The organism is Nocardioides dubius (assembly GCF_039528155.1).
GTDB lineage: Bacteria > Actinomycetota > Actinomycetes > Propionibacteriales > Nocardioidaceae > Nocardioides > Nocardioides dubius.
Window position 1 is genome coordinate 218,553 of record NZ_BAAALG010000009.1, and the last position, 22,209, is coordinate 240,761.

The 22,209-nt window shown below is 69.4% G+C and carries 18 protein-coding genes; 9 read left to right on the plus strand and 9 right to left on the minus strand.

The window, feature by feature from the left end:
• The 3 genes from ABD151_RS12025 to ABD151_RS12035 all read right to left on the minus strand — a co-directional run.
• Positions 1–1,240, minus strand: a 1,240-nt coding sequence (locus tag ABD151_RS12025; RefSeq protein WP_343994628.1) for a CoA-binding protein, incomplete at its 3' end; no start/stop codon positions are given.
• An 86-nt stretch (positions 1,241–1,326) separates the two neighbouring features.
• Complete coding sequence (locus tag ABD151_RS12030) at positions 1,327–2,199, minus strand: SDR family oxidoreductase (protein ID WP_343994630.1); 873 nt, start codon at positions 2,197–2,199, stop codon at positions 1,327–1,329.
• Entirely contained in the window at positions 2,196–3,671 is a 1,476-nt protein-coding gene (locus tag ABD151_RS12035; RefSeq protein ID WP_343994632.1) for an aldehyde dehydrogenase, read from the minus strand. The genes ABD151_RS12030 and ABD151_RS12035 overlap by 4 nt, the downstream gene beginning before the upstream one ends.
• Positions 3,672–3,797: 126 nt before the next feature.
• On the opposite strand from ABD151_RS12035, the gene ABD151_RS12040 reads away from it, so the two are divergent.
• The gene (locus ABD151_RS12040; RefSeq protein WP_343994634.1) at positions 3,798–5,030 is read left to right on the plus strand and encodes an NAD(P)/FAD-dependent oxidoreductase; all 1,233 of its coding nucleotides are present in this window, start codon (positions 3,798–3,800) and stop codon (positions 5,028–5,030) included.
• Positions 5,027–5,482, plus strand: a complete 456-nt coding sequence (locus ABD151_RS12045) for a nuclear transport factor 2 family protein (protein ID WP_343994636.1) — start codon at positions 5,027–5,029, stop codon at positions 5,480–5,482. The genes ABD151_RS12040 and ABD151_RS12045 overlap by 4 nt, the downstream gene beginning before the upstream one ends.
• Before the next feature lie 121 nt (positions 5,483–5,603).
• Here the strand turns inward: ABD151_RS12045 and ABD151_RS12050 are convergent, their stop codons facing one another.
• Positions 5,604–6,617, minus strand: coding sequence for an LLM class flavin-dependent oxidoreductase (locus tag ABD151_RS12050; protein ID WP_343994638.1), 1,014 nt, complete (start codon positions 6,615–6,617; stop codon positions 5,604–5,606).
• Between the two features lie 108 nt (positions 6,618–6,725).
• Here ABD151_RS12050 and ABD151_RS12055 point away from each other — a divergent pair, with 108 nt between their 5' ends.
• The 3 genes from ABD151_RS12055 to ABD151_RS12065 all read left to right on the plus strand — a co-directional run bounded on the left by ABD151_RS12055 (position 6,726) and on the right by ABD151_RS12065 (position 10,194).
• Entirely contained in the window at positions 6,726–8,381 is a 1,656-nt protein-coding gene (locus ABD151_RS12055; protein ID WP_343994641.1) for an AMP-binding protein, read from the plus strand.
• Between the two features lie 68 nt (positions 8,382–8,449).
• Positions 8,450–9,430 (plus strand): NADPH:quinone oxidoreductase family protein, encoded by a 981-nt coding sequence (locus ABD151_RS12060; protein WP_343994643.1) that lies wholly within the window; start codon positions 8,450–8,452, stop codon positions 9,428–9,430.
• Positions 9,430–10,194, plus strand: coding sequence for an enoyl-CoA hydratase/isomerase family protein (locus ABD151_RS12065; RefSeq protein ID WP_343994645.1), 765 nt, complete (start codon positions 9,430–9,432; stop codon positions 10,192–10,194). The genes ABD151_RS12060 and ABD151_RS12065 overlap by 1 nt, the downstream gene beginning before the upstream one ends.
• A gap of 71 nt (positions 10,195–10,265) precedes the next feature.
• On the opposite strand, the gene ABD151_RS12070 is transcribed toward ABD151_RS12065, so the two are convergent.
• Genes ABD151_RS12070 through ABD151_RS12080 form a run of 3 tightly spaced genes read right to left on the minus strand, consistent with a single transcriptional unit; the run spans position 10,266 to position 13,667 of the window.
• Entirely contained in the window at positions 10,266–11,102 is an 837-nt protein-coding gene (locus ABD151_RS12070) for an SDR family NAD(P)-dependent oxidoreductase (RefSeq protein ID WP_343994647.1), read from the minus strand.
• Between the two features lie 10 nt (positions 11,103–11,112).
• A complete protein-coding gene (locus tag ABD151_RS12075; protein WP_343994650.1) occupies positions 11,113–11,559 on the minus strand; it encodes a nuclear transport factor 2 family protein in 447 nt (148 codons plus the stop codon).
• A gap of 5 nt (positions 11,560–11,564) precedes the next feature.
• Entirely contained in the window at positions 11,565–13,667 is a 2,103-nt protein-coding gene (locus tag ABD151_RS12080) for an acyl-CoA dehydrogenase family protein (protein WP_343994652.1), read from the minus strand.
• A 97-nt stretch (positions 13,668–13,764) separates the two neighbouring features.
• Here ABD151_RS12080 and ABD151_RS12085 point away from each other — a divergent pair, with 97 nt between their 5' ends.
• On the plus strand, positions 13,765–15,720 hold the full coding sequence (locus ABD151_RS12085) for an oxidoreductase (RefSeq protein WP_343994727.1): 1,956 nt from the start codon (positions 13,765–13,767) through the stop codon (positions 15,718–15,720).
• Between the two features lie 21 nt (positions 15,721–15,741).
• On the opposite strand, the gene ABD151_RS12090 is transcribed toward ABD151_RS12085, so the two are convergent.
• On the minus strand, positions 15,742–16,518 hold the full coding sequence (locus ABD151_RS12090) for an SDR family oxidoreductase (RefSeq protein WP_343994654.1): 777 nt from the start codon (positions 16,516–16,518) through the stop codon (positions 15,742–15,744).
• A gap of 37 nt (positions 16,519–16,555) precedes the next feature.
• On the opposite strand from ABD151_RS12090, the gene ABD151_RS12095 reads away from it, so the two are divergent.
• Genes ABD151_RS12095 through ABD151_RS12105 form a run of 3 tightly spaced genes read left to right on the plus strand, consistent with a single transcriptional unit; the run spans position 16,556 to position 19,928 of the window.
• Complete coding sequence (locus ABD151_RS12095) at positions 16,556–18,493, plus strand: 2-oxoacid:acceptor oxidoreductase subunit alpha (protein WP_425571914.1); 1,938 nt, start codon at positions 16,556–16,558, stop codon at positions 18,491–18,493.
• Positions 18,493–18,816, plus strand: a complete 324-nt coding sequence (gene fdxA, locus ABD151_RS12100; RefSeq protein WP_343994658.1) for a ferredoxin — start codon at positions 18,493–18,495, stop codon at positions 18,814–18,816. Before ABD151_RS12095 ends, fdxA begins: the two co-directional genes overlap by 1 nt.
• Complete coding sequence (locus tag ABD151_RS12105) at positions 18,813–19,928, plus strand: 2-oxoacid:ferredoxin oxidoreductase subunit beta (RefSeq protein ID WP_343994660.1); 1,116 nt, start codon at positions 18,813–18,815, stop codon at positions 19,926–19,928. Before fdxA ends, ABD151_RS12105 begins: the two co-directional genes overlap by 4 nt.
• Before the next feature lie 142 nt (positions 19,929–20,070).
• Here ABD151_RS12105 and acs read toward each other — a convergent pair whose 3' ends face one another.
• Positions 20,071–22,065 (minus strand): acetate--CoA ligase, encoded by a 1,995-nt coding sequence (gene acs / locus ABD151_RS12110; RefSeq protein ID WP_343994662.1) that lies wholly within the window; start codon positions 22,063–22,065, stop codon positions 20,071–20,073.
• Positions 22,066–22,209 lie beyond the last annotated feature (144 nt).

Sequence of the window (22,209 nt, forward strand, 5' to 3'; positions counted from 1 at the left end):
CCTCTGCGGCGCCGGCACCGATCGCATCGACGTACTTCTGCCCGTAGAAGGGCTTGCCGTCCTCACGCCAGGGCAGGCTGTTGATCACCAGAACGGAGCCGACGGATGGGTCGGTGCCGACCGCTCGGACCGACGCGGTCCACAACGTCGGATCGATGATGGCCGCACCGGTGATGTCGAGTGGGTTGTGCGCATGGCCGAAGTCAGGCATCCGCTCCGCCAGCGCCGCCGTAGTCGCCCCAGAGAGCTCGGGAAGCTCCGCGCTGCCGGCGTCGGCGAGATCGGCAACGATGTCGCATGCGCCACCGGAGATCGAGACGACACCGATGCCAGGCCGCTTGAGGGGACCGGTGTGTGCCGCGATCCCTGCGGTCACCAGCATCTCCTCGATGGTGTCGACCCTGATCACCCCCAGGTCGGTGAACATCGCATCGATCACACGGTCGTCTCCCACCAGCGCTCCGGTGTGCGATGCCGCGGAGCGGGCGGCCAACTCGCTCCGCCCGGCCTTCAGCACCACCACGGCCTTGCCCGCCGCGGCGGCGCGGCGAGCCGCCGCCGCGAATACCTCCGGCTCCTTGACGCTCTCCATGAAGATCGCGACAGCACCGACGGAATCGTCGTCGACGAGGACGTCCACGAGGTGACCGACGGTCACCATCGCCTCGTTGCCGACGGTGCACACATGGGAGAGTCCGACGCCCGCCATCGCGGCGAACTCCTTCATCGCTCCACAACTGGCACCGCTCTGCGAGATCAGAGCAACCGGTCCGGGCTCGGTCGGCGGATCGGAGAGAGCCATCGCCGGGATGCCGGCGCCGACATTGACGACGCCCAGCACATTGGGTCCGAGCAGCGCGATGCCGAGCTCATCGGCGAGCGCCACCAGATCCTGTTGCCGCTGCAGGCCCTCTGGTCCGACCTCCGACCACCCGGAGCTGAGGACGATGGCCGCCTTGGCCCCCGCTGCAGCTGCGTCGCGGAGCGCATCCGGCGCCGCTGCCGCGGGGACCATCACGTGCACCAGGTCGATCGGCCGGCCGATCGCCTCGCAGGTGGGATAGGTCGCCCGGCCGTGCACCTCACTGCGACGAGGGTTGACCAGGAAGGTGGACTCCTCCCACCCCGCTGCCACGAGGTTGCCGTGCAGGAGCGTGGAGAAGGTGGACTTGTCGCTTGCCCCGATCAGCGCGAACGATCGCGGATTGAGCAGGACATCGACGGACTCGCGGGAAAGCACTCAGATTCCTCCGGATTGCGGGTCGTCGACGACGCGACGACGGGTGTGCGGGGAGACGGGCCACGGCGCCTCGACGGCCGCGCGGCTCATCCCTCGTCACCGACTCGCCGGCCGGCCTCGCGGCGTCCGGCCTGGTCGGCGTACTTCTCGTCGGCCATCGGCGAAGGGCCACCGGCGCCGGTCATCCCGGCGTCGACGGGAAGGACCACACCGGTCACGAAGGCCGCATCGTCGCTGGCGAGATAGAGCACGCCCGCGGCGACGTCAGCGGGCACGAGCGGACGGCCCATGTAGCGAGAGCGGTCCAGAGCCTCCTCGGCTCCGGACAGATCGTTCGCGCCCCCCGCCACCAGATCGGCCGTCATCTGGGAGACGACAGCACCGGGGACGATGACGTTGGCGCGGATCCCGAACTGACGCAGCTCAGCGGCGACCGAGTTCGAGAGCCCGATGATGCCTGCCTTCACGGCGCTGTAGACATGGGCGCCGACGCCGCCCATCACGCCGGCGGGGCTGGAGGTCGAGATGATCACGCCCGAGCCCTGGGGCTTCATCACCCGTGCTGCGTGCTTCATGCCCAGCAGCACCCCGCGCAGGTTGACGGCGATGGTGAGGTCGGCGTCCTCGGTGCGGGTCCGGTCGATGGGCCCGACCGCGCCGATGATGCCGGCGTTGTTGAACATGACGTCGAGGCGGCCGAACTCGGCGACCGCTGCGTCCACCAGCGAGGCGACCGCCTCCTCCTCGCTGACGTCGGTGCGCCGGAAGATCGCACCAGCACCGAGCTCAGCAGCGAGCGCGGCGCCCGCCTCCTCCTGCAGGTCGGCGATCACTACCCGGGCACCCTCGGCATGGAAGAGCCGGACCGTGCCGGCCCCGATGCCACTGGCACCGCCGGTGACGACGGCGACCTTGCCCTCGAGGCGACCTCGCGGGGCGGCCGCTGACTCGCCGCTCACGACGGAATCGCGATCGACTTGGTCTCGAGGAACGCCTTGAATCCCTCGGGACCCATCTCGCGCCCGATCCCGGACTGCTTGTAGCCGCCGAAGGGCGAGCCGTAGGCCTGCGGCCGACCGTTGATGCTGACCATGCCCGTGCGGATCCGGCGGGCGACGGCGACGGCATGGTCGACGTCAGTGCCCCAGACGGATCCGGAGAGCCCGTAGACGGAGTCGTTGGCGATCCGAACGGCGTCCTCGACGTCGTCGTAGGGAATCACCACCACGACCGGACCGAAGATCTCCTCCTGGGCGACCCGCATCCGGTTGTCGACCCCGGCCAGCAGCGTGGGGGGCACGAACCAGCCTGCCTCCAGCTCCGACGGCAACGGCAAGGTCTCACCGCCGGTGACCACCTTCGCGCCCTCCTCGCGGCCCAGGGTGATGTAGCCGGCAACGCGGTCGCGCTGACGCCGGCTGACCATCGGGCCGATCCTGGTGTCGGGAAGCATCGGGTCGCCGACCTTCTGCGCGGCAAGAGCTGCGGCCAGCGCCTCGACGAACTCGGACTCGCGATGCCGGGGAACCAGGATCCGGGTCTGCGCGATGCACGCCTGTCCGTTGACCATCATCGCCATCGGGAGCAGGGCCGGGATCACGGTCTCGACGTCGGCATCCTCCAGCATGATCGCCGCCGACTTGCCCCCCAGCTCCAGGGTGACCCGGGCGATCCGCTGAGCGGCCGAGGCCATGATCGCCTTGCCGGCCGCGCTGCTTCCGGTGAAGGCGACCTTGTCGACCTCCGGGTGCGCGACCAGGTGGGCGCCGGCCTCGCGGTCACCGGGAAGGATGCTGAGCACGCCCTCCGGCAGGCCCGCCTCAAGGAACGCGTCCGCGAAGGCCTGCACCGTCAACGGGGTCTCCGGCGGTGGCTTCAGCACCACCGAGCATCCCGCCGCGAGGGCCGGGGTGATCTTGAGCGACGGAGTGCTCAGGGGCCCGTTCCACGGGGTGATCGCCCCGACGACACCGACCGGCTCCTGGGTGACCAGGCTGGTGTTGGTGCCGTCCGTGCGCCGCTCGTCGTAGGCGAACTCGCGGGCCATGTCTGCGTAGTACCGGGTGTGCCGGATGGGGTTCGGGACGTGGGCCATCTCGCTGAACCACAGGGGGCACCCGAGCTCGGAGGTGATGCTCACCGCCAACTCGGGTGCGCGCTTCTCCAGGTAGTCCGCGGCCTTGTGCATGACCTCCGCCCGCTCCTCAGGCGTGGCCCGGGACCAGATTCCGGAGTCGAAGGAGGTGCGGGCAGCCGCGACAGCCGCGTCGACGTCGTCGGCCGAGGCGAGGGCAGCGGACCCGACCCGCGCTCCGGTCGCCGGGTTGCGCACGTCGGCGACCTCCCCTCCGCGGGAGTCCTGCCACCGGCCCCCCACGAAGAGCTGAGGCCGCTCGGCCATGGCATCGGGCAGTGAGACGGGCTGGGACATAGGGGGTCTCCCTCCGGCGAACAATGTCGCCACACGGGTGCTGAGATGACTCTGCGAGGACTATTGCTGATAATGAAACATAACGTATTGTCGCGAGTGATGCCAGCCACATCCCAGGAGCAGAGCATGTCAACACATGTCGTCATCGTCGGAGCCGGCCTTGCCGGCCTCCGCACCGCCGAACGCCTGCGCCGAGGGGGTTACGACGGCGTCCTCACGCTGGTCGGCACCGAGTCGCACCCGCCGTACGACCGACCGCCCCTCTCCAAGTCGCTTCTCGCCGCCAAGGAGACGCCCGATCTTCCTGCCCTCCGGGGCAGCGATCGGCTCGCCGAACTCGACCTCGACCTCAGGGCCGGGGTCACCGCGACCCGCCTCGACCCCGAAGCACACCTGGTGACACTGGACGACGGCAGCGAACTGGCCTACGACCATCTGGTGATCGCCACCGGGTTGGCAGCACGAGCCTTCCCGCAATGGCAGGGAGTCGAAGGCGTCCACGTGCTGCGCACCTTCGACGACTGTCTTGACCTGCGCGCGTCCGCTGCCCGCGCCCGGCACGCGACGGTGATCGGGGCCGGCGTGCTCGGCAGCGAGATCGCCGCGACCCTTCGAGGCAGGGGCACCGCGGTCGACCTGGTCGACACCCTCCCCCAGCCCCTGTACCGCGTCGCCGGCGACGAGGTCGGCGCCTTCATCGCGACTCTGCACCGGTCCCACGGCGTCGGCCTCCACCTCGGCCGCACCGTCGAGGAGCTGTCCACCGACGACGGGCGCGTGCGCGAGGTCCGCCTCGACGACGGCACCCGACTGCGCACCGACCTGGTGGTAGTCGCCGTCGGTGCCTCACCCGTGATCGACTGGCTGGAGTCATCGGGCCTCCAGCTGGACGCCGGCGTGGTCGTCAACGACCGTGGCGCCACCTCCGCGCCCGACGTCTGGGCGGTCGGCGACGTCGCCGCCGTCCCAGATCCCCGCGGCGACGGCACCGTGCGGATCGAGCATTGGACCGCGGCCGGAGACCTGGCTGCGACCGTGGCCGCCAACGTTCTTGCCGCACTAGGCACCGGCGAGCCCCGAGCCCACGCGGAGATCCCCTACATGTGGAGCGACCAGTACGACGTCAAGGTGCAGTGCCTGGGCCTGCCCCGGGCCTCCGACGAGCGCGTGCTGCTCACCGGCTCCTTGGAGAGCGGCGCGTTCCTGCTCGCCTTCGTGGATGGCGGCCACGTGAAGGCGGTCGTGGGAGCCGGCATGCCGGCCGCGCTGATGCGCTGCCGGGCAGCAGTCACCGGATCCTGGCCCGTGGCAGAGCTCCAGGACACTGCCCCGTGGGAACGAAGGAAGGCAACCGCATGAGCAACCTCGACGACCTGATGCACCGCGTGGCCCGACTGGAGGAGGCAGAGCTCGCCCGGAACCTGCTGCACGCCTACGCGGAGACCCTCGACGACCCGACACCCGAGGCAGTGGCGGCGCTCTTCACCGAGGACGGCGTGCTCTCCGTGCCCGCAGGCGACTTCGCCGGGACCGCCGCGATCGCCGGCTTCTACCGCGACCGGCTCGGACCGGGCGCGTCGGAGAAGCGTCACTTCATCATGAACGTACGCACCCGATCACAGGGGCCCGGCCTGGTCGAGGTGGCGTCCTACTTCGTCTTCACCGCACGCGAGCCCGACTCCGGGCTCGGCTGGGGCCAGTACCGCGACCTCATCGAGGTGGCCGACGGCCGGGCCCGCTTCCACCACAAGACCATCACCCCGCACCTGGCCACCGACCTGAAGCGCGGCTGGCCCGCCCACGGGGCGTGACCAGCGGCAGAGACCCGTTGGTCGAGCCTGTGGAGTGATCGAGCCCGTCGGCCGCTTCCGATCTCGACGGGCTCGATCCCCACAATCGCTCGGGGGTCGGGCCCGTCGGGACCCGACCCGATCAGGCAAAGGCGGGGAGCACCTCGTTCTTGAACTTCTCCAAGGTCGCGAGCATCCGGTCCTGGGGCAGGTCGTACCACTGCATCCGCAAGATCACGTGGGTGATGCCGATCTCCTCCAGCTCCTTGAGTTGAGCGATGGCGGTGGCGGGGTCGGTGAAGAGATAGGACTTGTCGGCCACCGACTTCAACCCAGCGTCGCCCTTGAGGTGACGGTAGCTGTCGGTCTTGTCGGGGGCCTCGAACTCGGCGTACTTGCGGGTGTTCTCGCCGCGGAAGTGCAGCCCCACCTCCAGCGCCTTCTCGGGATCGTCGTCCAGCACCATCTCGCGGCGGACGACGACCTCCTGGGCTGGGCCGCGCCCGAGCCGCTCGCGCTCCTCGGCGTAGAAGGCGAGGATCGTGCGGAGCTTCTCCGGCTCGGCGTGCGGCGGGACGATCCAGGCATCCCCGAGCGCGGCCGCCCGCCGCGCTCCCGTCTTGTGGACACCGGCCCCCACCCAGATCGGCGGGCCCCCGGCCTGCACGGGAGGGATGCCGATGGACTCGCCCTTGATGGTGAAGTGCTCGCCCTCGAAGTCGACGGTCTCGTTGCTCCAGAGGCGGCGGAGGATCTCCACACTCTCCTCGTAGCGCTTGACCCGATCGTCCATCGAGACCCCGAACGCGTCGTACTCGTTGCTGCGGTAGCCCATGCCGAGGCCGGCTACGGCATGGCCGTTGCTGACCTGGTCCAGGGTGGCGAACTCCTCGGCCACCGCCACCGGGTGCCGCAGCGGGAGGATGAACATGTTGGTGCCGATCCGCATGTCACCGGTGTGCTCGGCGATCGCGGCCAGTCCGACGAGCGGCTGCAGGGTCTGCATGTTGCCGAGGTAGTGGTTCAGCATCCATGCCGAACTGATGCCGCTCACCCGTGCCGCCCGTGCCTGCTCCCGCAGCTCGCCGATCCGCGCGGATGGGGAGATGTGGGGCGGGAAGTCGTTTTGCAGGGCCAGACCGAACGTCAGCGCCATGGAGTCCTCCAGAAGGTCATGAGCAGGGCTAAATACATACTATTCATATTCAGAGATCTTGGCTAGGGTCTGGAGCAAACGACCGCGACCGAGGGGAGCCATCCGCCGATGACCCGGACCTACGACGATCTCGAGCCCACGGATCCGGACTGGACGCGGTGGACCGGTGCACAGGTGCTGCGCCGTCAAGCGACCGAGCGCGGCGAGCGAACCTTCCTGATCGCTCCCGAGGAGGACCTCGAGATCACCTACGGCGAGCTCCTCGCCACCTGTGAGCGCGTGGCCGGCGGGCTCCACGCCGCCGGGGCCGAGCGCGGCGACCGGGTCATCATCATGGCCAAGAACTCCAGCCGCTTCGTGCTGACCTGGTTCGCAACCGCCGTCGGCGACCTTGTGGAGGCCGGCGTCAACACCGCCTACGAGGGCGAGTTCCTGCGTCACCAGGTGCAGCTCGTGGACGCCCGATGGGTCGTCGTCGACGACGACCTGGCCGACCGTTTCATCGCGCTGCGTGATCAGCTCGACGACGTCGAGGGGTTCTGGGTCATCGACAACACCGGCGACGCCGCCGGCGCCGTGGAGCGACTCCGAGCCGCGGGGTGGCGTGCCGAGCACTGGGACAGCCTCCGCGAGTCCGCGCCGTACGACGGTCCGGAGCCCGACGCCCGCGACCTGACGGCCGTCTTCTTCACCTCCGGCACCACGGGACTGTCCAAGGGCGTCGCTATGCCGAACGCTCAGATGAACTTCTTCTCCGAGCTGACCCGTTGCCTGACCCGGTTCACCGAGGACGACACCTGGCTGTCGGTGACTCCGCTCTTCCACGGCAACGCGCAGTACATGGCGCTCTACCCGGCGCTCATCGCCGGCGGGCGTGCCGTGATCCGCTCGCGCTTCAGCGCCAGTCGCTGGGTGGACCAGCTGCGCGAGCACGACGTCACGGTCACCAACTTCTTGGGCGTGATGATGGACTTCGTGTGGAAGCAGCCTGCGCGCCCCGACGACGCCGACAACCCGCTGCGCTGCGTCTTCGCCGCTCCCACCGCGTCGTCCATCCTCGACGACTTCAAGAAGCGCTTCGACATCGAGGCGTTCGTCGAGGTCTACGGGACGACCGAGACCACCACGCCGATCCTCAGCCCCTACGGGGAGGAGCGGCCGGCGGGGGCAGCCGGGCTCAACGCCGGCAGGTGGTACGACGTCGCGATCGTGGACCCGGAGACCGACATGGAGGTCCCGGTCGGCGAGGTCGGCGAGTTCTGCGTGCGCCCTAGGCATCCGTGGATCAGCAGCCTCGGCTACTACAACATGCCGGAGAAGACGACCGAGGTGTGGCGCAACATGTGGTTCCACACCGGCGACGCCGTCCGTCGCGACGCGGACGGCTGGTACTACTTCGTCGACCGGATCAAGGACGCGATCCGCCGCCGCGGCGAGAACATCAGCTCCTACGAGGTCGAGCAGGCGCTTCTCTCCCACCCCGCGATCGCGGAGTGCGCGGTGATCGGCGTCCCCGCCGGCTCCGAGGCCGGTGAGGACGAGGTGATGACCGTGATCGTGCGCGACGGCGCCCTCGCCGCGGACGACGTGTGGGAGCACTGCGTCGGCAGGGTTCCGGCCTTCGCGATCCCGCGCTTCGTCCGCTTCCGCGACGACCTCCCGATGACGCCGTCGGAGAAGATCCGGCGCAACGTGCTGCGTGACGAGGCCGTGACCGCACAAGACATCTGGGACCGAGAGGCGTCGGCCGGAGCCGCCCGGTGAGCCGGTCGGCGCCGGCATCCGCGCGCGCCGTCCAGGTCGCCAGTCTGGACGGGCCCGCAGGACTCCGGATGGTCGAGGTGCCCCGCCTGCGGCCCGAGGATGCGGAGGCTGCGGTGTTGGTCGACGTGTACGCGGCCGGGGTCAGCTTCCCTGACCTCTTGATGAGCCACGGACGCTACCAGCGCAAGCCTCCCCTCCCCTTCGTTCCGGGCGTCGAGGTCGCGGGAGTCGTCGCATCCGCACCCGCGGGCAGTGGTTTCCGCCCCGGCGACCGGGTGGCCGCCTTCATCCGCGTCGGCGGGTGGACGGACCGCGTGGCAGTGCGTCCCGAGCTCACCTTCCCGCTGCCCGACGCCATCAGCTTCCGCAGTGGCGCGGGAATGCCGATGAACTACCTCACCGCCCACCTGGCGCTTACCCGGCGAGGCGGCCTGCGCCAAGGCGAGACCCTGCTGGTCCACGGTGCCGCCGGGGGCCTGGGCACGGCTCTCCTCCAAGCCGGTCGGGCCCTCGGTGCCCGCGTCATCGGCGTCGTCTCGACCGAGGAGAAGGCCGCACTGGCCCGCGCTGCCGGCGCGCACGAGACGGTCCTCGTCGACGACTGGCTGGCCGACGTCCGCGCCCTCGTGCCTGGTGGCGTGGACGTCCTTGCCGACACCGTCGGTGGCGGACGGTTCCTCGACTCGGTCCGCGCCCTCGGCAAGGAGGGCAGGCTCCTGGTCCTCGGCTTCGCAGACGGCATCGCGACGGTCGCGGCCAACCGGCTGCTGCTCAAGAACGTCGACGTGCGCGGGGTCGCCTGGGGAAGCCTCATCGAGGACGAGCCCGCCTATCCACGCCACCAGTGGAGCGAGGTGTCCCACTGGCACGCCGCGGGGCACATCCGTCCCGTCGACGGCGCCGCCTATCCGCTCGAGCAAGCAGCCGACGCGTTGCGCGATCTCGAGGACAGACGAGCGACCGGCAAGATCACCCTGACTCTCCGGGAGGAGAGTGGAGGCCCGGTCGTTGCCGAGCAGAACCCCAACCGAGAGGCAGGAACCCACTGATGGGCCAGATCCACGTCAAGGAACGCAACGAAGCCGTCTGGATCACGTTCGACGCTCCGGAGCGTCGCAACGCCTTCGATCCGCAGATGGCGCAGGCCGCGGTCGAGGCCCTCGAGCAGAGCACCGACGCGCGTGCCGTCGTCATCACCGGCGCCGCCGGAGGGTTCTGCGCCGGCGGGGCACTGGATCTGCTCGGCACGCCGACGCTTCCGCAGATGCGCGAGCTGTACCGCATGTCCCTGCACCTCTTCGACGCGGTGCGCACCCATCCCCGACCGGTGATCGCGGCCGTCAACGGTGCCGCAGCGGGCGGCGGGAACGAGCTGGTGGTGGCCTGCGACCTCGCTGTCGCCGCGTCGTCCGCCACTTTCGGGCAGACCGGGCCGCGGGTGGGGAGTGCGCCGGTGACGGGTGCCACGAACGTGCTCGGCGTCCAGATCGGCGAGAAGCGGGCCAAGGAGATGGCGTTCCTGTGCCGTCGCTACACCGCGGCCCAGGCACTGGAGCTCGGTCTGGTCAACCAGGTCGTTCCCGACGACGAGCTCGAGGCCACCGTCGACGGCATCGTCGAGGAGCTCAGCGCCCTCAGCCCGCGCTACCTGGAGATCGCGAAGGTCTCCTCCAACATCTGGTGGAACCAGGCGCGCGACAACTTCATGGGCGGGCTGGGCATGCTCGTGCAGGCCGTCGGAAGCGAGGACATGGTGGAAGGGGCGACGTCCTTCCTCGAGAAGCGCAAGCCCCGGTTCCCCGATCCGCAGTGACACCACCCGACGCATGAGAGGAGGGGCCGGCGGTTGCCGGCCCCTCCTCTGCGTTCGGGGATGGGTGCAGCTCAGCCCAACTGGTCGAGCTCTGCCGGATCCACGTCGAGCTCTACGTCCTGGACCCCTCGCCACGCCGTCGTGCCGCCGTCGACGGGCACATTGATCCCGGTGAGGAACGACGCCGCATCGCTGGCCAGGAAGCACACCACCTGGGCGATCTCCTCGACCGTGCCCCGCCGCGGGATCAGATGGGTGCCGTACATCGATCGCGCCCGCTCCAACCGGTCGGTGGCGCTCGCCAGGTGCGAGTTGCCCATCGGCGTCTTGATCGCGCCCGGCGAGTAGCAGTTGGCGCGCACGTGCGGAGCCAGGTTGATCGCCGTGGTCCGCGTGAGCTGGATGACGGCCGCCTTGGTGACTGCGTACGCCGTCATAGCGGACCCGTTCATGCCCGAGACCGAGGCCGCATTGACGATGCTCGGTCCCCGGTCGGAGGCCCGCAGGTGGGGCGCGGCATGCTTCGTCGCCAGCCAGACGGCCTTGAGGTTGATGTCGTTGACGGCGTCCCAGGCGTCTTCGTCGAGAGTGTCGACCCCGACCCGGTCCGGGTCGGTGAAGACGTGGTCCAAGACGCCGGCGTTGTTCACCAGCACGTCGAGCCCACCGGCCCACGCAGCGACCTCGTCGACCATCTTCCGGATCGCCTCGCCCGACCGCAGGTCGGCGACGACGGCGAGCGCCTCGCCCCCCAGCTCACGGACCAGCGCAGCCGTCTCCTCGGCGCCGTCGCCGTTCACGTCGGTGAGGCCGACGTGGGACGCCCCCTGTCTGGTGGCCTCCAGGGCGATCTCTCGCCCCATGCCCTGGGCTGCTCCGGTGATCAGGATCCGCTTGGGCCCCAACATCACTGCTCCTTCACTCGTCGGCGACCCAGCCGGCGGCCAGATCAGTTCGCAGGTGGTTCTGCAGGTGGATGCGCACGAAGCGCGGCTCGTCCCCCGACACGTCGACCAGGTCGTCGTACTCGCCCCACCCGAGGATCGACTGATCAGGCAGCCGCCCGGTGAAGCAGAAGTAGGTCTCCAGCCGAACCAGGCCCGGCTCGATCCAGGTGACCCGCGGTGCGGTCACGAAGTGCCGCTTGTCCGACGGGTCTCGCCGCCACGCCTCGGTGAAGAACGCGGCGATCTCCTGATGGCCCCGATGGACGGCGCTGGGCGTCTCCAGGATGGCGTCCGGCCGGAAGCAGGCCAGCGTGGCCCTCAGGTCCTGCGCATCGACCGCTGTTGCGAAGGTGTGCAGGACGTTGCCCGCGACCACGCACTCCCAGGCGCGCGTCCCCGGGTCGCTGCCGCGGCTCACGCCACTCATTCGCGCGGCAGCCCGAGGCCACGCGCGATGATGCCGCGCTGGATGTCGTTGGTGCCGCCACCGATCACATACATCGGGGCAAGGCGGATGGCTGCCTCGTAGCGCCCGGCCAGTGCTGCGGAGGGACCGAGCACGTCCAGGCAGATCCGCCCGAGCTCCTCCGCGAGATCACCGCTGAGGACGGCGGCCATCGGCCCGGCGATGCGGGCCTCGACGCCCGAGGCGCTGCCGCCCATGATCCTGGTGGCGCGCAGGACCAGTGCGCGGGCGGCCTGCAGCCGGGCTGCTCCCCAAGCGATCCGGTCACGGTCGAGCGCATCGACCGCCCCACCTTCGGCGACCCGCGCACGCAGCTCACCGACCGCCTCGTCGAAGTGGCGACGCAACGTGGCAGCAACGCCGCCCATCACCACCCGTTCGGCCGTCAGAGCGTCGGTGATCACCCGCCATCCGCCATGAAGCTCGCCGACTCGGCACGAGTCGGGCACCCGGACGCCGTCGTAGAACACAGTGCAGGAGATCTCACCCGAGAGCGCCGTGTGGTTCTGCACGGTGATCCCGGGAGTGTCCATCGGGACCAGGAAGATCGTGATGCCTGCGTGCCGCGGCTGGGCGTCGGGATCGGTCCGCACCGCCAGCCAGACGTGGCTCGCGGTGTTGCCCCTGGTGGTCCACAGCTTCTGGCCGTCGATCACCCAGTCGTCTCCATCTCGCACCGCACGGGTGCGCAGTGACGCGAGGTCCGAGCCGGCCTCGGGCTCTGAGTAGCCGAGGCAGAAGGCCATCCGGCCGGCATGCAGGAGCGGCAGGAACTGGCTCTTCTGCGCCGGCGTTCCGTGGCGCAGCAGCGAATGGCCGATCAGCATGGTCGCGCTCATCGCCCGATCGACGGGTCCGCCCGCGTACTTCATCTCCTCGTGGAGCACGACCTGCTCCTCGATCGAGACCTCCTTGCCGCCGTGCTCGGCCGGCCAGTTGAGGGCGAAGAGCGACTGCCGGGCCATCTCGTCGCGCAGCGCCTCCACGTCGTACTCGCCGAGGACGCCGGCCGCAGGATCCGGATCGGGGCGGCGGAACCGTGCCAACAGCGCACGCACCTCACCACGGAAGGTCTCGGCCCGCTCCCCGAGGTGGAAGTCCGGGAGGCTCTCACCGGCCAGCAGCCGGTCGGCGACGCCGTCTCGGCGGCGGTCGTCGAGCGCGCCGGAGCCGAGGTGGGACAGGTCGGTGTGCACCCTGCGGAAGAGCCAGGCAGCCTCGTGCTCGTCGAAGAATCCGACCGCACCGAGGGTGTGCTGTGCACCGGCCATGATCCGCTGCGCAGCGGTGCGCGCGTGACGGGCGGCCAAGGCGGCGGCGATCCCGGCGTCAGGGCGATCGACGGTCATCGCACCGACCGCCTCGTCGATCAGCGCCTCACTCGCCGAGACCTCGATCTGGCAGGAGGCGACCCGCTGCTGGACCGCACCGAAGGCACCGATCGCCTTGCCGAACTGGTGACGCGTCAGCGCGTGCTGGACGGCCAGCTCGTGCGCCCGGCCGGCAGCTGCGATCGCGCGAGCAGCGGTAGCGAGCCGAAGGACGGCGACCATCCGCTCCGCATCCTCGCCGGCGAGCGCACGGGAGTGGACGGCGTCGCCGAGTGTGATCTTCCGCAGCGTCGGCGCGGCAAGCCCGGTGAGCTCCACCGCGCTGGTGAGCGGGTGCAGGGAGACGGTGCCCGCCGTCTGGTCGACCAGGACCCCGTGGGTGGCGGTGCCGGCGTCGTCGACCACCGAGTCGGCGCCGGCACCATCGATGACGACTGGGCGCAGTTCGCCGTCGCCGATGGCCGCGGCATGCTCCGGCAGCAACATCGCGGCGACATAGGCGTCGGCCAAGGGAAGCGGGCACGCACGACGACCCAGTTCACGGACGGCAGCCACCAGGTAGTCGGCCGCGGCGGCCTCTCCGAGCTGATACCAGCCCTGCTGGGCGGCGACCTCGGCCAGCTTGACGACGTCAGGCTGCTCCGCGTTCACCGCGGAGGGCCACAGACCCTCCAATGCTCCTGCGACTGCCTTGCGGAAGTCCTGCACCTCGGAGTCGTCGTCTGTCATCTCGTCACCGTCCTTGCCGAAAGCGGGTTATCCATGAATACCATAGTCATGATCACCATCACACGCGAGGTTTCAGCGAGGAGCAGCAGCCGCCATGATGTTTCCCCACCTCTTCCGTCCGCTGATGATCGGCTCTCGGACAGTGAAGAACAGAGTGGTCCTGCCACCCCACGCACATGTGGTCTCCAGCCTGTGGGGCACGGACGCTGAGGCCGAGCGCCACATCGGGTACTGGGCAGAGCGCACCTCCGCCGGCTGGGTGGACGGGGTGTCCGCCCATGTGCGCAACAACCTGATCCCCGGCTTCGAGCCGACCGGCGTGGGCGCCCAGTACGACGGGCACTTCCGGCAGCCCTACTTCCTCGACCGCGTCGGCCGGCTCGCGGACACGCTGCACCAGGACGGCACCATCCTGACCGTCCAGATGATCCTCCAGGGCGGCATGCCGCACGCGGCGTCGTCCACGCTGAGCGGACCCGTGGTCAACCAGGTGCCCCATGCCCTCACCCGCGAAGAGATCGACTGGTTCGTCGCGGAGTACGCACATGGCGCCCAGCAGATCGCGCTCGCCGGCGCGGACGGCGCCGAGGTGCACCTCAACCACGACGACATGCTGGAGTACTTCCTCTCCCCCCTGACCAACCACCGCACCGACGAGTACGGCGGCGACCTCGCCGGACGACTGCACTTCCCGTTGCGCATCCTCGCCGCCATCCGGGGGGCGATGGGCCCGGACCGCATCGTCGGCGTCCGGCTCAACCTTCGCGAGGAGGAGCCCGGCGGGTACGGGATCGACGGCCCGGACGGAGCGATCGCCATCGCTCGGGCACTCGAGGCCAGTGGCCACGTCGACTACCTCAGCTGCGCCATCGGCAGCCCGTGGGGAAACCCGAGCTACATCCAATCGCAGCACCATCGGCCGGCCGAGTGGTCGGCTCTGGCCGGTCGCGTCAAGGAGGCGGTCTCCCTTCCGGTCGTCTACACAGGACGCGTCACCAGCCCCGCAGTCGCCGAGGAGCTGCTGGCTGCCGGACACGCGGACGCCGTCGGCATGGCGAGAGCGATGATCGCCGACGGGAAGCTGCTGACCAAGGCGCAGGCCGGGCGCCCGGAGGACATCCGGCCGTGCGTGGGCGGCAACGAGTGCATCAGCCGCCGCGTCGTCGAGGGCACGCCGTTCTCCTGCGCGGTCAATCCTGAGGCGGGCAAGGAGGCAGACCGCTCGTTCGCCACGCGTACCGCCACCCGACGCATCCTCGTCATCGGCGGCGGCCCGGCTGGCATGGAGACAGCGGGCCTGGCAGCAGAGCGGGGGCACCAGGTGACGCTGTGGGAGGCCGGGCACTCACTCGGAGGGCAGCTGCGGATCGCCGCCAACGCGCCGTGTCACGAGGACTATCGCTCCTACCTGGCTTGGCAGGAGCGGCGCCTGGCGACTGCCGGAGTGGAGATCACGACCGGGCAGCGTGCCGATGCACAGGGCGTGGAAGCCTTCAGCGCCGATCACGTCGTCGTGGCGACCGGCGCATCGGCCCGGACGCCGGACATCTCCGGCGTCGACCTTCCTCACGTGCACACGGCCTATTCCGTGCTGGCCGACGACGAACAGCGGATCGCCCTCGGCGAGCACGTGCTGGTCGTGGCCCAGGACGACCACCTCGCCCCGCTGTCGGTCGCGGATTTCCTGGCAACCCGAGGCCACCGCGTCACGCTGGTGCACGGAACGGCGGCTCCAGGGCCCTTGCTCAGCCGCTACATCCTCGGCTCGATCTTGGCGCGCCTCGATGCGGGCGGGGTCACCCTCCGCGCCTCCGAGCAACCGGTCTCGATCGAGGACGGACGGGTGGCCGTCCGACACGTCTACTCCGGCACTACGCGGGCGATCGAGCGGGTCGACTCGGTCGTACTGTCCTGCGGAGCAGTGCCGGAGTCCGCCCTGCACGACGAGCTCCGCACCCGGGGCATCGCCGCCGACATCATCGGTGACGCCTACGCCCCTCGGCGTCTCGTCTTCGCCACCAAGCAGGCACGGGAGCTGGCGCTTGCGCTGTGAGCCGAGCGGGAGCGCCGTGACTCACGGGTAGTGGCTGCCCCGGGCAGCCGTGCCCAGCACGCCGTCACCCCCGTCGACGACGAGGCACGCTCCGTTGATCCGCGGCGCACGAGCGAGGAACAGCGCCGCCTGTGCGACGTCCGCCGCTGTGGTCGGGAGCCCGCTGGACGACGCCGCAGCCAGGCGCGCATACGGCGTCTCGAGATCGTCGGGGTCACCCATCAGCCCGGCGGCCAGCGACGTGACCGCGCCACCGGGGGCGACCGCATTGATCGTGAGTCCATCGCGCCCGATGTCGACGGCCACAGACTCCACCAGGCCCTTCACCCCATGCTTGGCGGCGGTGTAGGCGTGCGGACCCAAGCCACCCCGAACCGAGGCCACACTGCCCGTGCAGACGATCGCACCCCTGCGGACGGGACGCATCACCCGCACCGCGTGCTTGACGGTGAGGAAGACACTCGTGAGCAGCAGATCCAAGGTTCGGCGGTAGTCCTCCAGCACATGGTCCTCGATCCTGCCGGTCACGCCCACCACGCCCGCATTGGCGAAGACCGCACCGAGTGAGCCGAGCGCCGCGGCAGCATCCACGGCAGCCGCGACGTCGGACTCTTGGGTCACGTCGCAGTGCACATACGTGGCCGCACTCCCCAACTCGACCGCCAGGGCAGCTCCGGCGTGGTCGTCGACGTCGGCGACGACCACGCGACCGCCCTCGGCCACCACGGCCCGCGCAATGGCCGCCCCGATGCCCTTCGCGCCCCCTGTCACAAGCGTCGAAGTCACAACGTCAGCCATGCCGAACCTCCTTGATTGACACTCTGCAACACGAGAGATTACCGTAGAATCATTATCAGAGATAGGGAGTACCGTGGCAAGCAAAGTGGTTCGGCTCGACCGAGTGATCATCCGTTTCGCTGGCGACTCCGGTGACGGCATGCAGCTCACCGGTGATCGGTTCACCCAGGAGTCAGCGGCGTTCGGCAACGACCTCGTCACGCTGCCGAACTTCCCCGCCGAGATCCGCGCCCCCCAGGGCACCATCCCCGGCGTCTCGTCGTTCCAGGTCCACTTCGCCGACCACGACATCCTCACCGCCGGCGATGCCCCCGACGTGCTGGTCGCGATGAACCCCGCCGCGTTGAAGGCCAACCTCGCCGACCTGCCCAAGGGCGCCACGATCATCGTCGACACCCACGACTTCTCCAAGCGCAACCTCGACAAGGCCGGCTACGACGTCAACCCCCTCGACCTACTCGGCGACGCCAACGACATGCTCGGCGACTACAACGTGCAACCGGTCGACCTGACCGGCATGACGGTCGCCTCGGTGGCGGAGTTCGGGCTCTCACGCAAGGACGCCGCCCGCGCCAAGAACATGTTCGCCCTCGGGCTGCTGTCCTGGATGTACGGCCGCCCCACCGAGACCACCATCGACTTCTTGTCCAAGAAGTTCGCCAAGGCACCCGCCATCCGCGATGCCAACATCACCGCGTTCAAGACCGGCTGGAACTACGGCGAGACCACCGAGACCTTCGCCGTCCAATACGAGGTCAAGCCCGCCGTGATGCCGGCCGGCACCTACCGCAACATCACCGGCAACCTCGCCCTGTCCTACGGCCTGGTCGCCGCCGGCGTCCGCTCCGGCCTCCCGGTCTTCCTCGGCTCCTACCCGATCACCCCGGCCACCGACATCCTCCACGAGCTGTCCAAGCACAAGTCCTTCGGCGTCACCACCTTCCAAGCCGAGGACGAGATCGCCGGCGTCGGCTCCGCCATCGGCGCCTCCTTCGCCGGCCAGCTCGGCGTCACCACCACCTCAGGTCCCGGTGTCGCACTCAAGGGCGAGGCCATCGGCCTGGCCGTGATGACCGAGCTGCCGCTGCTGGTGGTCAACGTGCAACGCGGCGGCCCCTCCACCGGCCTGCCCACCAAGACCGAACAATCCGACCTGCTCCAGGCCATGTACGGACGCAACGGCGAATCCCCGGTCCCGATCGTCGCACCCGCCACCCCCGGCGACTGCTTCAACGCCGCGGTCGAGGCCGCGCGGATCGCGATCACCTACCGCACCCCCGTCATGCTGCTGTCCGACGGGTACCTCGCCAACGGCTCCGAGCCCTGGTCGATCCCCGCGATCGACGACCTCCCGCTCATCGACCCCAACTTCACCACGCTGGAGACCCTCGCAGCTGAGGGGAAGAGCGGCGCCGAGTTCGAGCCCTACGCCCGCGACCCCGAGACGCTGGCCCGGCCGTGGGCGATCCCCGGCACCAAGGGTCTCGAGCACCGCATCGGTGGCCTGGAGAAGGGCGCCGGTCACGGCAACATCTCCTACGACCCCGCCAACCACGATCACATGGTCCGCACCCGCCAAGCCAAGATCGACGCCATCGCCGACTCCCTGCCCCCGCTCGAGGTCGACGACCCCACCGGCGACGCCAAGGTGCTCGTCATCGGGTGGGGCTCCACCTACGGCCCCATCGGTGCCGGCGTGCGCCGCGTCCGCAAGGCCGGCTACAAGGTCGCCCACACCCACCTGCGCCACCTCAACCCGTTCCCCAAGGACCTCGGCGACATCCTCAAGCGCTACGACAAGGTCCTCGTCCCCGAGATGAACCTCGGCCAACTCTCGATGCTGCTGCGCGCCAAGTACCTCGTCGACGCCCAGGGCTACAACCAAGTCCGCGGCCTGCCCCTCAAGGCAGCCGACCTCGCCCACGCCATCGGCGACCTCGTCGCCGAAGCCGAATCTGTGGAAGTGATGCTCTGATGACCTACGTGATCGCTCAGCCCTGTGTGGACGTGAAGGACAAGGCCTGCGTCGACGAGTGTCCGGTTGACTGCATCTACGAGGGCAAGCGGATGCTCTACATCCACCCCGACGAGTGCGTGGACTGCGGAGCGTGTGAGCCCGTCTGCCCGACCGAGGCGATCTTCTACGAGGACGACGTCCCCGAGGAGCAGACCCGGTACACGGCGATCAACGCGGAGTTCTTCAGCGAGCTCGGCGCCCCCGGCGGAGCAGCTCGTAGCGACTTCGCCGGACAGGACCACCCCGACATCACGGCACTGCCGGAAGGGCTGAACGCATGAACACCGACAGCACCTCCACCGTCGCGCTGGGCCTTCCCACTCTGCGTGGCACCGACGGCGTGCCGACCCTCGCCGAGCACGAGTTGCTCACCGGCAAGGACTTCACCTCCGACCAGGAGGTCCGCTGGTGCCCCGGCTGCGGCGACTACGCCGTCCTCAAAGCCGTCCAAGGGTTCCTGCCCGAGCTCAACATCCGCCGCGAGAACGTCGTCTTCATCTCCGGCATCGGCTGCTCCAGCCGCTTCCCCTATTACCTCGACACCTACGGCATGCACTCCATCCACGGCCGCGCACCCTCCATCGCGACCGGCCTGGCCACCGCTAGAGAAGACCTCCACGTCTTCGTCGTCACCGGCGACGGCGACGCCCTCTCCATCGGCGGCAACCACCTCATCCACGCCCTGCGCCGCAACGTCAACATGACCATCCTGCTGTTCAACAACCGCATCTACGGCCTCACCAAGGGCCAGTACTCCCCCACCAGCGAGACCGGCAAGGTCACCAAGACCAGCCCCATGGGATCCCTGGACCACCCCTTCAACCCGGTCTCCCTCGCCCTCGGCGCCGAAGCCACCTTCGTCGCCCGCACCATCGACAGCGACCGCAAGCACCTCACCTCCGTGCTCACCGCAGCCGCCGCCCACCGCGGCACCTCCCTGGTCGAGATCTACCAGAACTGCCCCATCTTCAACGACGGCGCCTTCGACGCCATCAAGAGCCCGGACACCAAGGCCGACGCGATCATCCCGCTCGTGCACGGCGAACCGATCACCTTCGGCCCCCGCAACCCCGACACCGGACTCGGGGACAAGGCCCTGATCCGCACCACCACCGGAGCCATCGAGGTCGTCCCCGTCGCCGACATCGCCACCGAGGCGATCCTCATCCACGACGCCCACAACCCCGACCCCTCCACCGCGTTCGCGATCAGCCGCCTCACCGACGCCGGCTACCTCCACCAATCGCCCATCGGCATCTTCCGCCAAGTCGAACGCCCCACCTACGACGACGAGGCCCGCGCCCAGGTCCGCACCGCCCAAGGCGACAACCCCACCGACGCCAAGGCCCGCCTCCAAGCCCTCATCAACGGCAACGACACCTGGACCGTCTAACCCCAATGTGACCTCAGCGCCCGGAAAACCACCGAAACAGCGCGCTGAGGTCACATCAAGCAGAGCGCCAAGACGAAAGAGACCCCCAGCCCTCGGGCCGGGGGTCTCTTTCGCCTACATGTGGACCAGTACACGCGAGCGGTCAGTCCTCGGTGGAGGCAGCCTGACCGGCGGCGATCAGATCCATGATCGAGGCATCGGCCAACGTCTGGGTGTCGCCGACCGCGCGACCCTCGGCGACGTCGCGCAGGAGGCGGCGCATGATCTTCCCGGAGCGGGTCTTGGGGAGCTCGGGGACGATCATGATCTGGCGTGGCTTGGCGATCGGGCCGATCTCCTTGCGTACGTGGTCGCTGAGCTCCTTGACGATCAGCGGACCGCCGTCGCCGGCCTCGTTGCGAAGGATCACGTAGGCGACGACCGCCTGACCGGTGTCGGCGTCGGTGGCGCCGACCACCGCAGCCTCGGCAACCTTCGGGTGCGACACCAAGGCGGACTCGATCTCCGTGGTGGAGAGGCGGTGGCCCGAGACGTTCATGACGTCGTCGACCCTGCCGAGCACCCAGATGTCGCCGTCCGCGTCCTTCTTGGCGCCGTCGCCGGCGAAGTAGTAGGCACCCCTCTCGCCGGTCGCGGGGAAGCGCGACCAGTACGTCTCGACGTAGCGATCGTCATCCCCCCAGACGGTGCGGAGCATCGAGGGCCACGGCGAGGTCACCACCAGATAGCCGCCCGACCCGTTGGGCACCGATCGGCCGCCGTCGTCGACCACGTCGACGCCGACGCCCGGGATCGCGCTCATCGCCGAGCCGGGCTTGCCGGCGGTCACTCCGGGCAGCGGGGACATCATCACCGCGCCGGTCTCGGTCTGCCACCAGGTGTCGACGACCGGCGTGCGACCCCCACCGATGACCTCGCGGTACCAGACGTAGGCCTCGGGGTTGATCGGCTCACCGACCGAGCCGAGGATGCGCAACGACGACAGGTCGAAGGAGCCGGGGATCTCGTCGCCCTGCTTCATGAACGACCGGATCGCGGTGGGTGCGGTGTAGAAGAGCGTGACGCCGTAGTCCTGGATGATCCGCCACCAGCGGCCCGGATCCGGGCTGTCGGGGGTGCCCTCGTAGAGCACCTGGGTGGCTCCGTTGGCGAGCGGTCCGTAGACGATGTAGGAGTGCCCGGTAACCCAACCGATGTCGGCGGTGCACCAGTACACGTCGGTGTCCGGTTTGAGGTCGAAGACCGCGTCGTGGGTGTAGGACACCCCGGTCAGGTAGCCGCCGGTCGTGTGCAGGATGCCCTTGGGCGTGCCCGTGGTGCCGGAGGTGTACATGACGTAGAGCGGGTGCTCGGCATCGAAGGCCTCCGGGATGTGATCGGGCGATGCCGAGCCGACGGCGTCGTGCCACCAGATGTCGGTGGCGTCGTCCCAGCCGTCCTCGCCGAGGTCCTGGCCGGTGCGGCGGACGACGAGCACCTTCTCAATCTTGTCGGTCTTGGTGCGTGCCTCGTCGACGGCGGGCTTGAGGGCGGAGGCAGTACCGCGCCGGTAGCCGCCGTCGGCAGTGATCACGACCTTCGCCCGGCAGTCCTCGATCCGCGAGGCCAGCGCATCGGCGGAGAAGCCGCCGAAGACGACCGTGTGCGGGGCACCGATTCGTGCGCAGGCCAGCATCGCCACGACCGCCTCGGGGATCATCGGCAGGTAGATCGCCACTCGGTCGCCCGTGCCGACGCCGAGGGCCGTCAGCGCGTTGGCGGCCCGGCAGACCTCGTCCTGCAGCTGCGCGTAGGTGATGTCGCGGGTGTCGTCGAGCGGCTCACCCACCCAGTGGATGGCGACCTTGTCTCCGCGGCCGGCCTCGACATGCCGGTCCACGCAGTTGTAGGCGGCGTTGATCCTGCCGCCGGTGAACCACTTCGCGAAAGGCGCGTCCGACCAGTCGAGGACCTTGTCCCACCGCTTCGCCCAGGTCAGCCTGTCGGCCTGCTTCGCCCAGAAGCCCTCGCGGTCGGCCGTCGCCGCACGGTAGGCGTCGGCCTTCACGTTGGCACTCGCCGCCAGCCCGGCCGGCGGAGCGAATCGACGGTCTTCCCTGAGCAGGTTCGCCAGAGGCTCGGAGCCCGGATCAGTCACGCCACGACCTCATGTCACCACGTCGAACGAACATGACGGACCTCCTTCACCTCAGGCGACGCTGCGGCCTCGCGACCAATCAGCCGAATGGTTATTAGAGATTATCGCAACGCCGACCCTCTGAGAACCGCCACTGACCCTTGT

What these genes read in the sequence shown, in the direction of transcription:
- ABD151_RS12035 (WP_343994632.1), bottom strand. Translation starts at nt 3,671, where the DNA reads ATGTCCCAGCCCGTCTCACTGCCCGATGCCATGGCCGAGCGGCCTCAG.
- ABD151_RS12040 (WP_343994634.1), top strand. Translation starts at nt 3,798, where the DNA reads ATGTCAACACATGTCGTCATCGTCGGAGCCGGCCTTGCCGGCCTCCGC.
- ABD151_RS12045 (WP_343994636.1), top strand. Translation starts at nt 5,027, where the DNA reads ATGAGCAACCTCGACGACCTGATGCACCGCGTGGCCCGACTGGAGGAG.
- ABD151_RS12050 (WP_343994638.1), bottom strand. Translation starts at nt 6,617, where the DNA reads ATGGCGCTGACGTTCGGTCTGGCCCTGCAAAACGACTTCCCGCCCCAC.
- ABD151_RS12055 (WP_343994641.1), top strand. Translation starts at nt 6,726, where the DNA reads ATGACCCGGACCTACGACGATCTCGAGCCCACGGATCCGGACTGGACG.
- ABD151_RS12060 (WP_343994643.1), top strand. Translation starts at nt 8,450, where the DNA reads ATGGTCGAGGTGCCCCGCCTGCGGCCCGAGGATGCGGAGGCTGCGGTG.
- ABD151_RS12065 (WP_343994645.1), top strand. Translation starts at nt 9,430, where the DNA reads ATGGGCCAGATCCACGTCAAGGAACGCAACGAAGCCGTCTGGATCACG.
- ABD151_RS12070 (WP_343994647.1), bottom strand. Translation starts at nt 11,102, where the DNA reads ATGTTGGGGCCCAAGCGGATCCTGATCACCGGAGCAGCCCAGGGCATG.
- ABD151_RS12080 (WP_343994652.1), bottom strand. Translation starts at nt 13,667, where the DNA reads ATGACAGACGACGACTCCGAGGTGCAGGACTTCCGCAAGGCAGTCGCA.
- ABD151_RS12085 (WP_343994727.1), top strand. Translation starts at nt 13,765, where the DNA reads ATGTTTCCCCACCTCTTCCGTCCGCTGATGATCGGCTCTCGGACAGTG.
- ABD151_RS12090 (WP_343994654.1), bottom strand. Translation starts at nt 16,518, where the DNA reads ATGGCTGACGTTGTGACTTCGACGCTTGTGACAGGGGGCGCGAAGGGC.
- fdxA (WP_343994658.1), top strand. Translation starts at nt 18,493, where the DNA reads ATGACCTACGTGATCGCTCAGCCCTGTGTGGACGTGAAGGACAAGGCC.
- ABD151_RS12105 (WP_343994660.1), top strand. Translation starts at nt 18,813, where the DNA reads ATGAACACCGACAGCACCTCCACCGTCGCGCTGGGCCTTCCCACTCTG.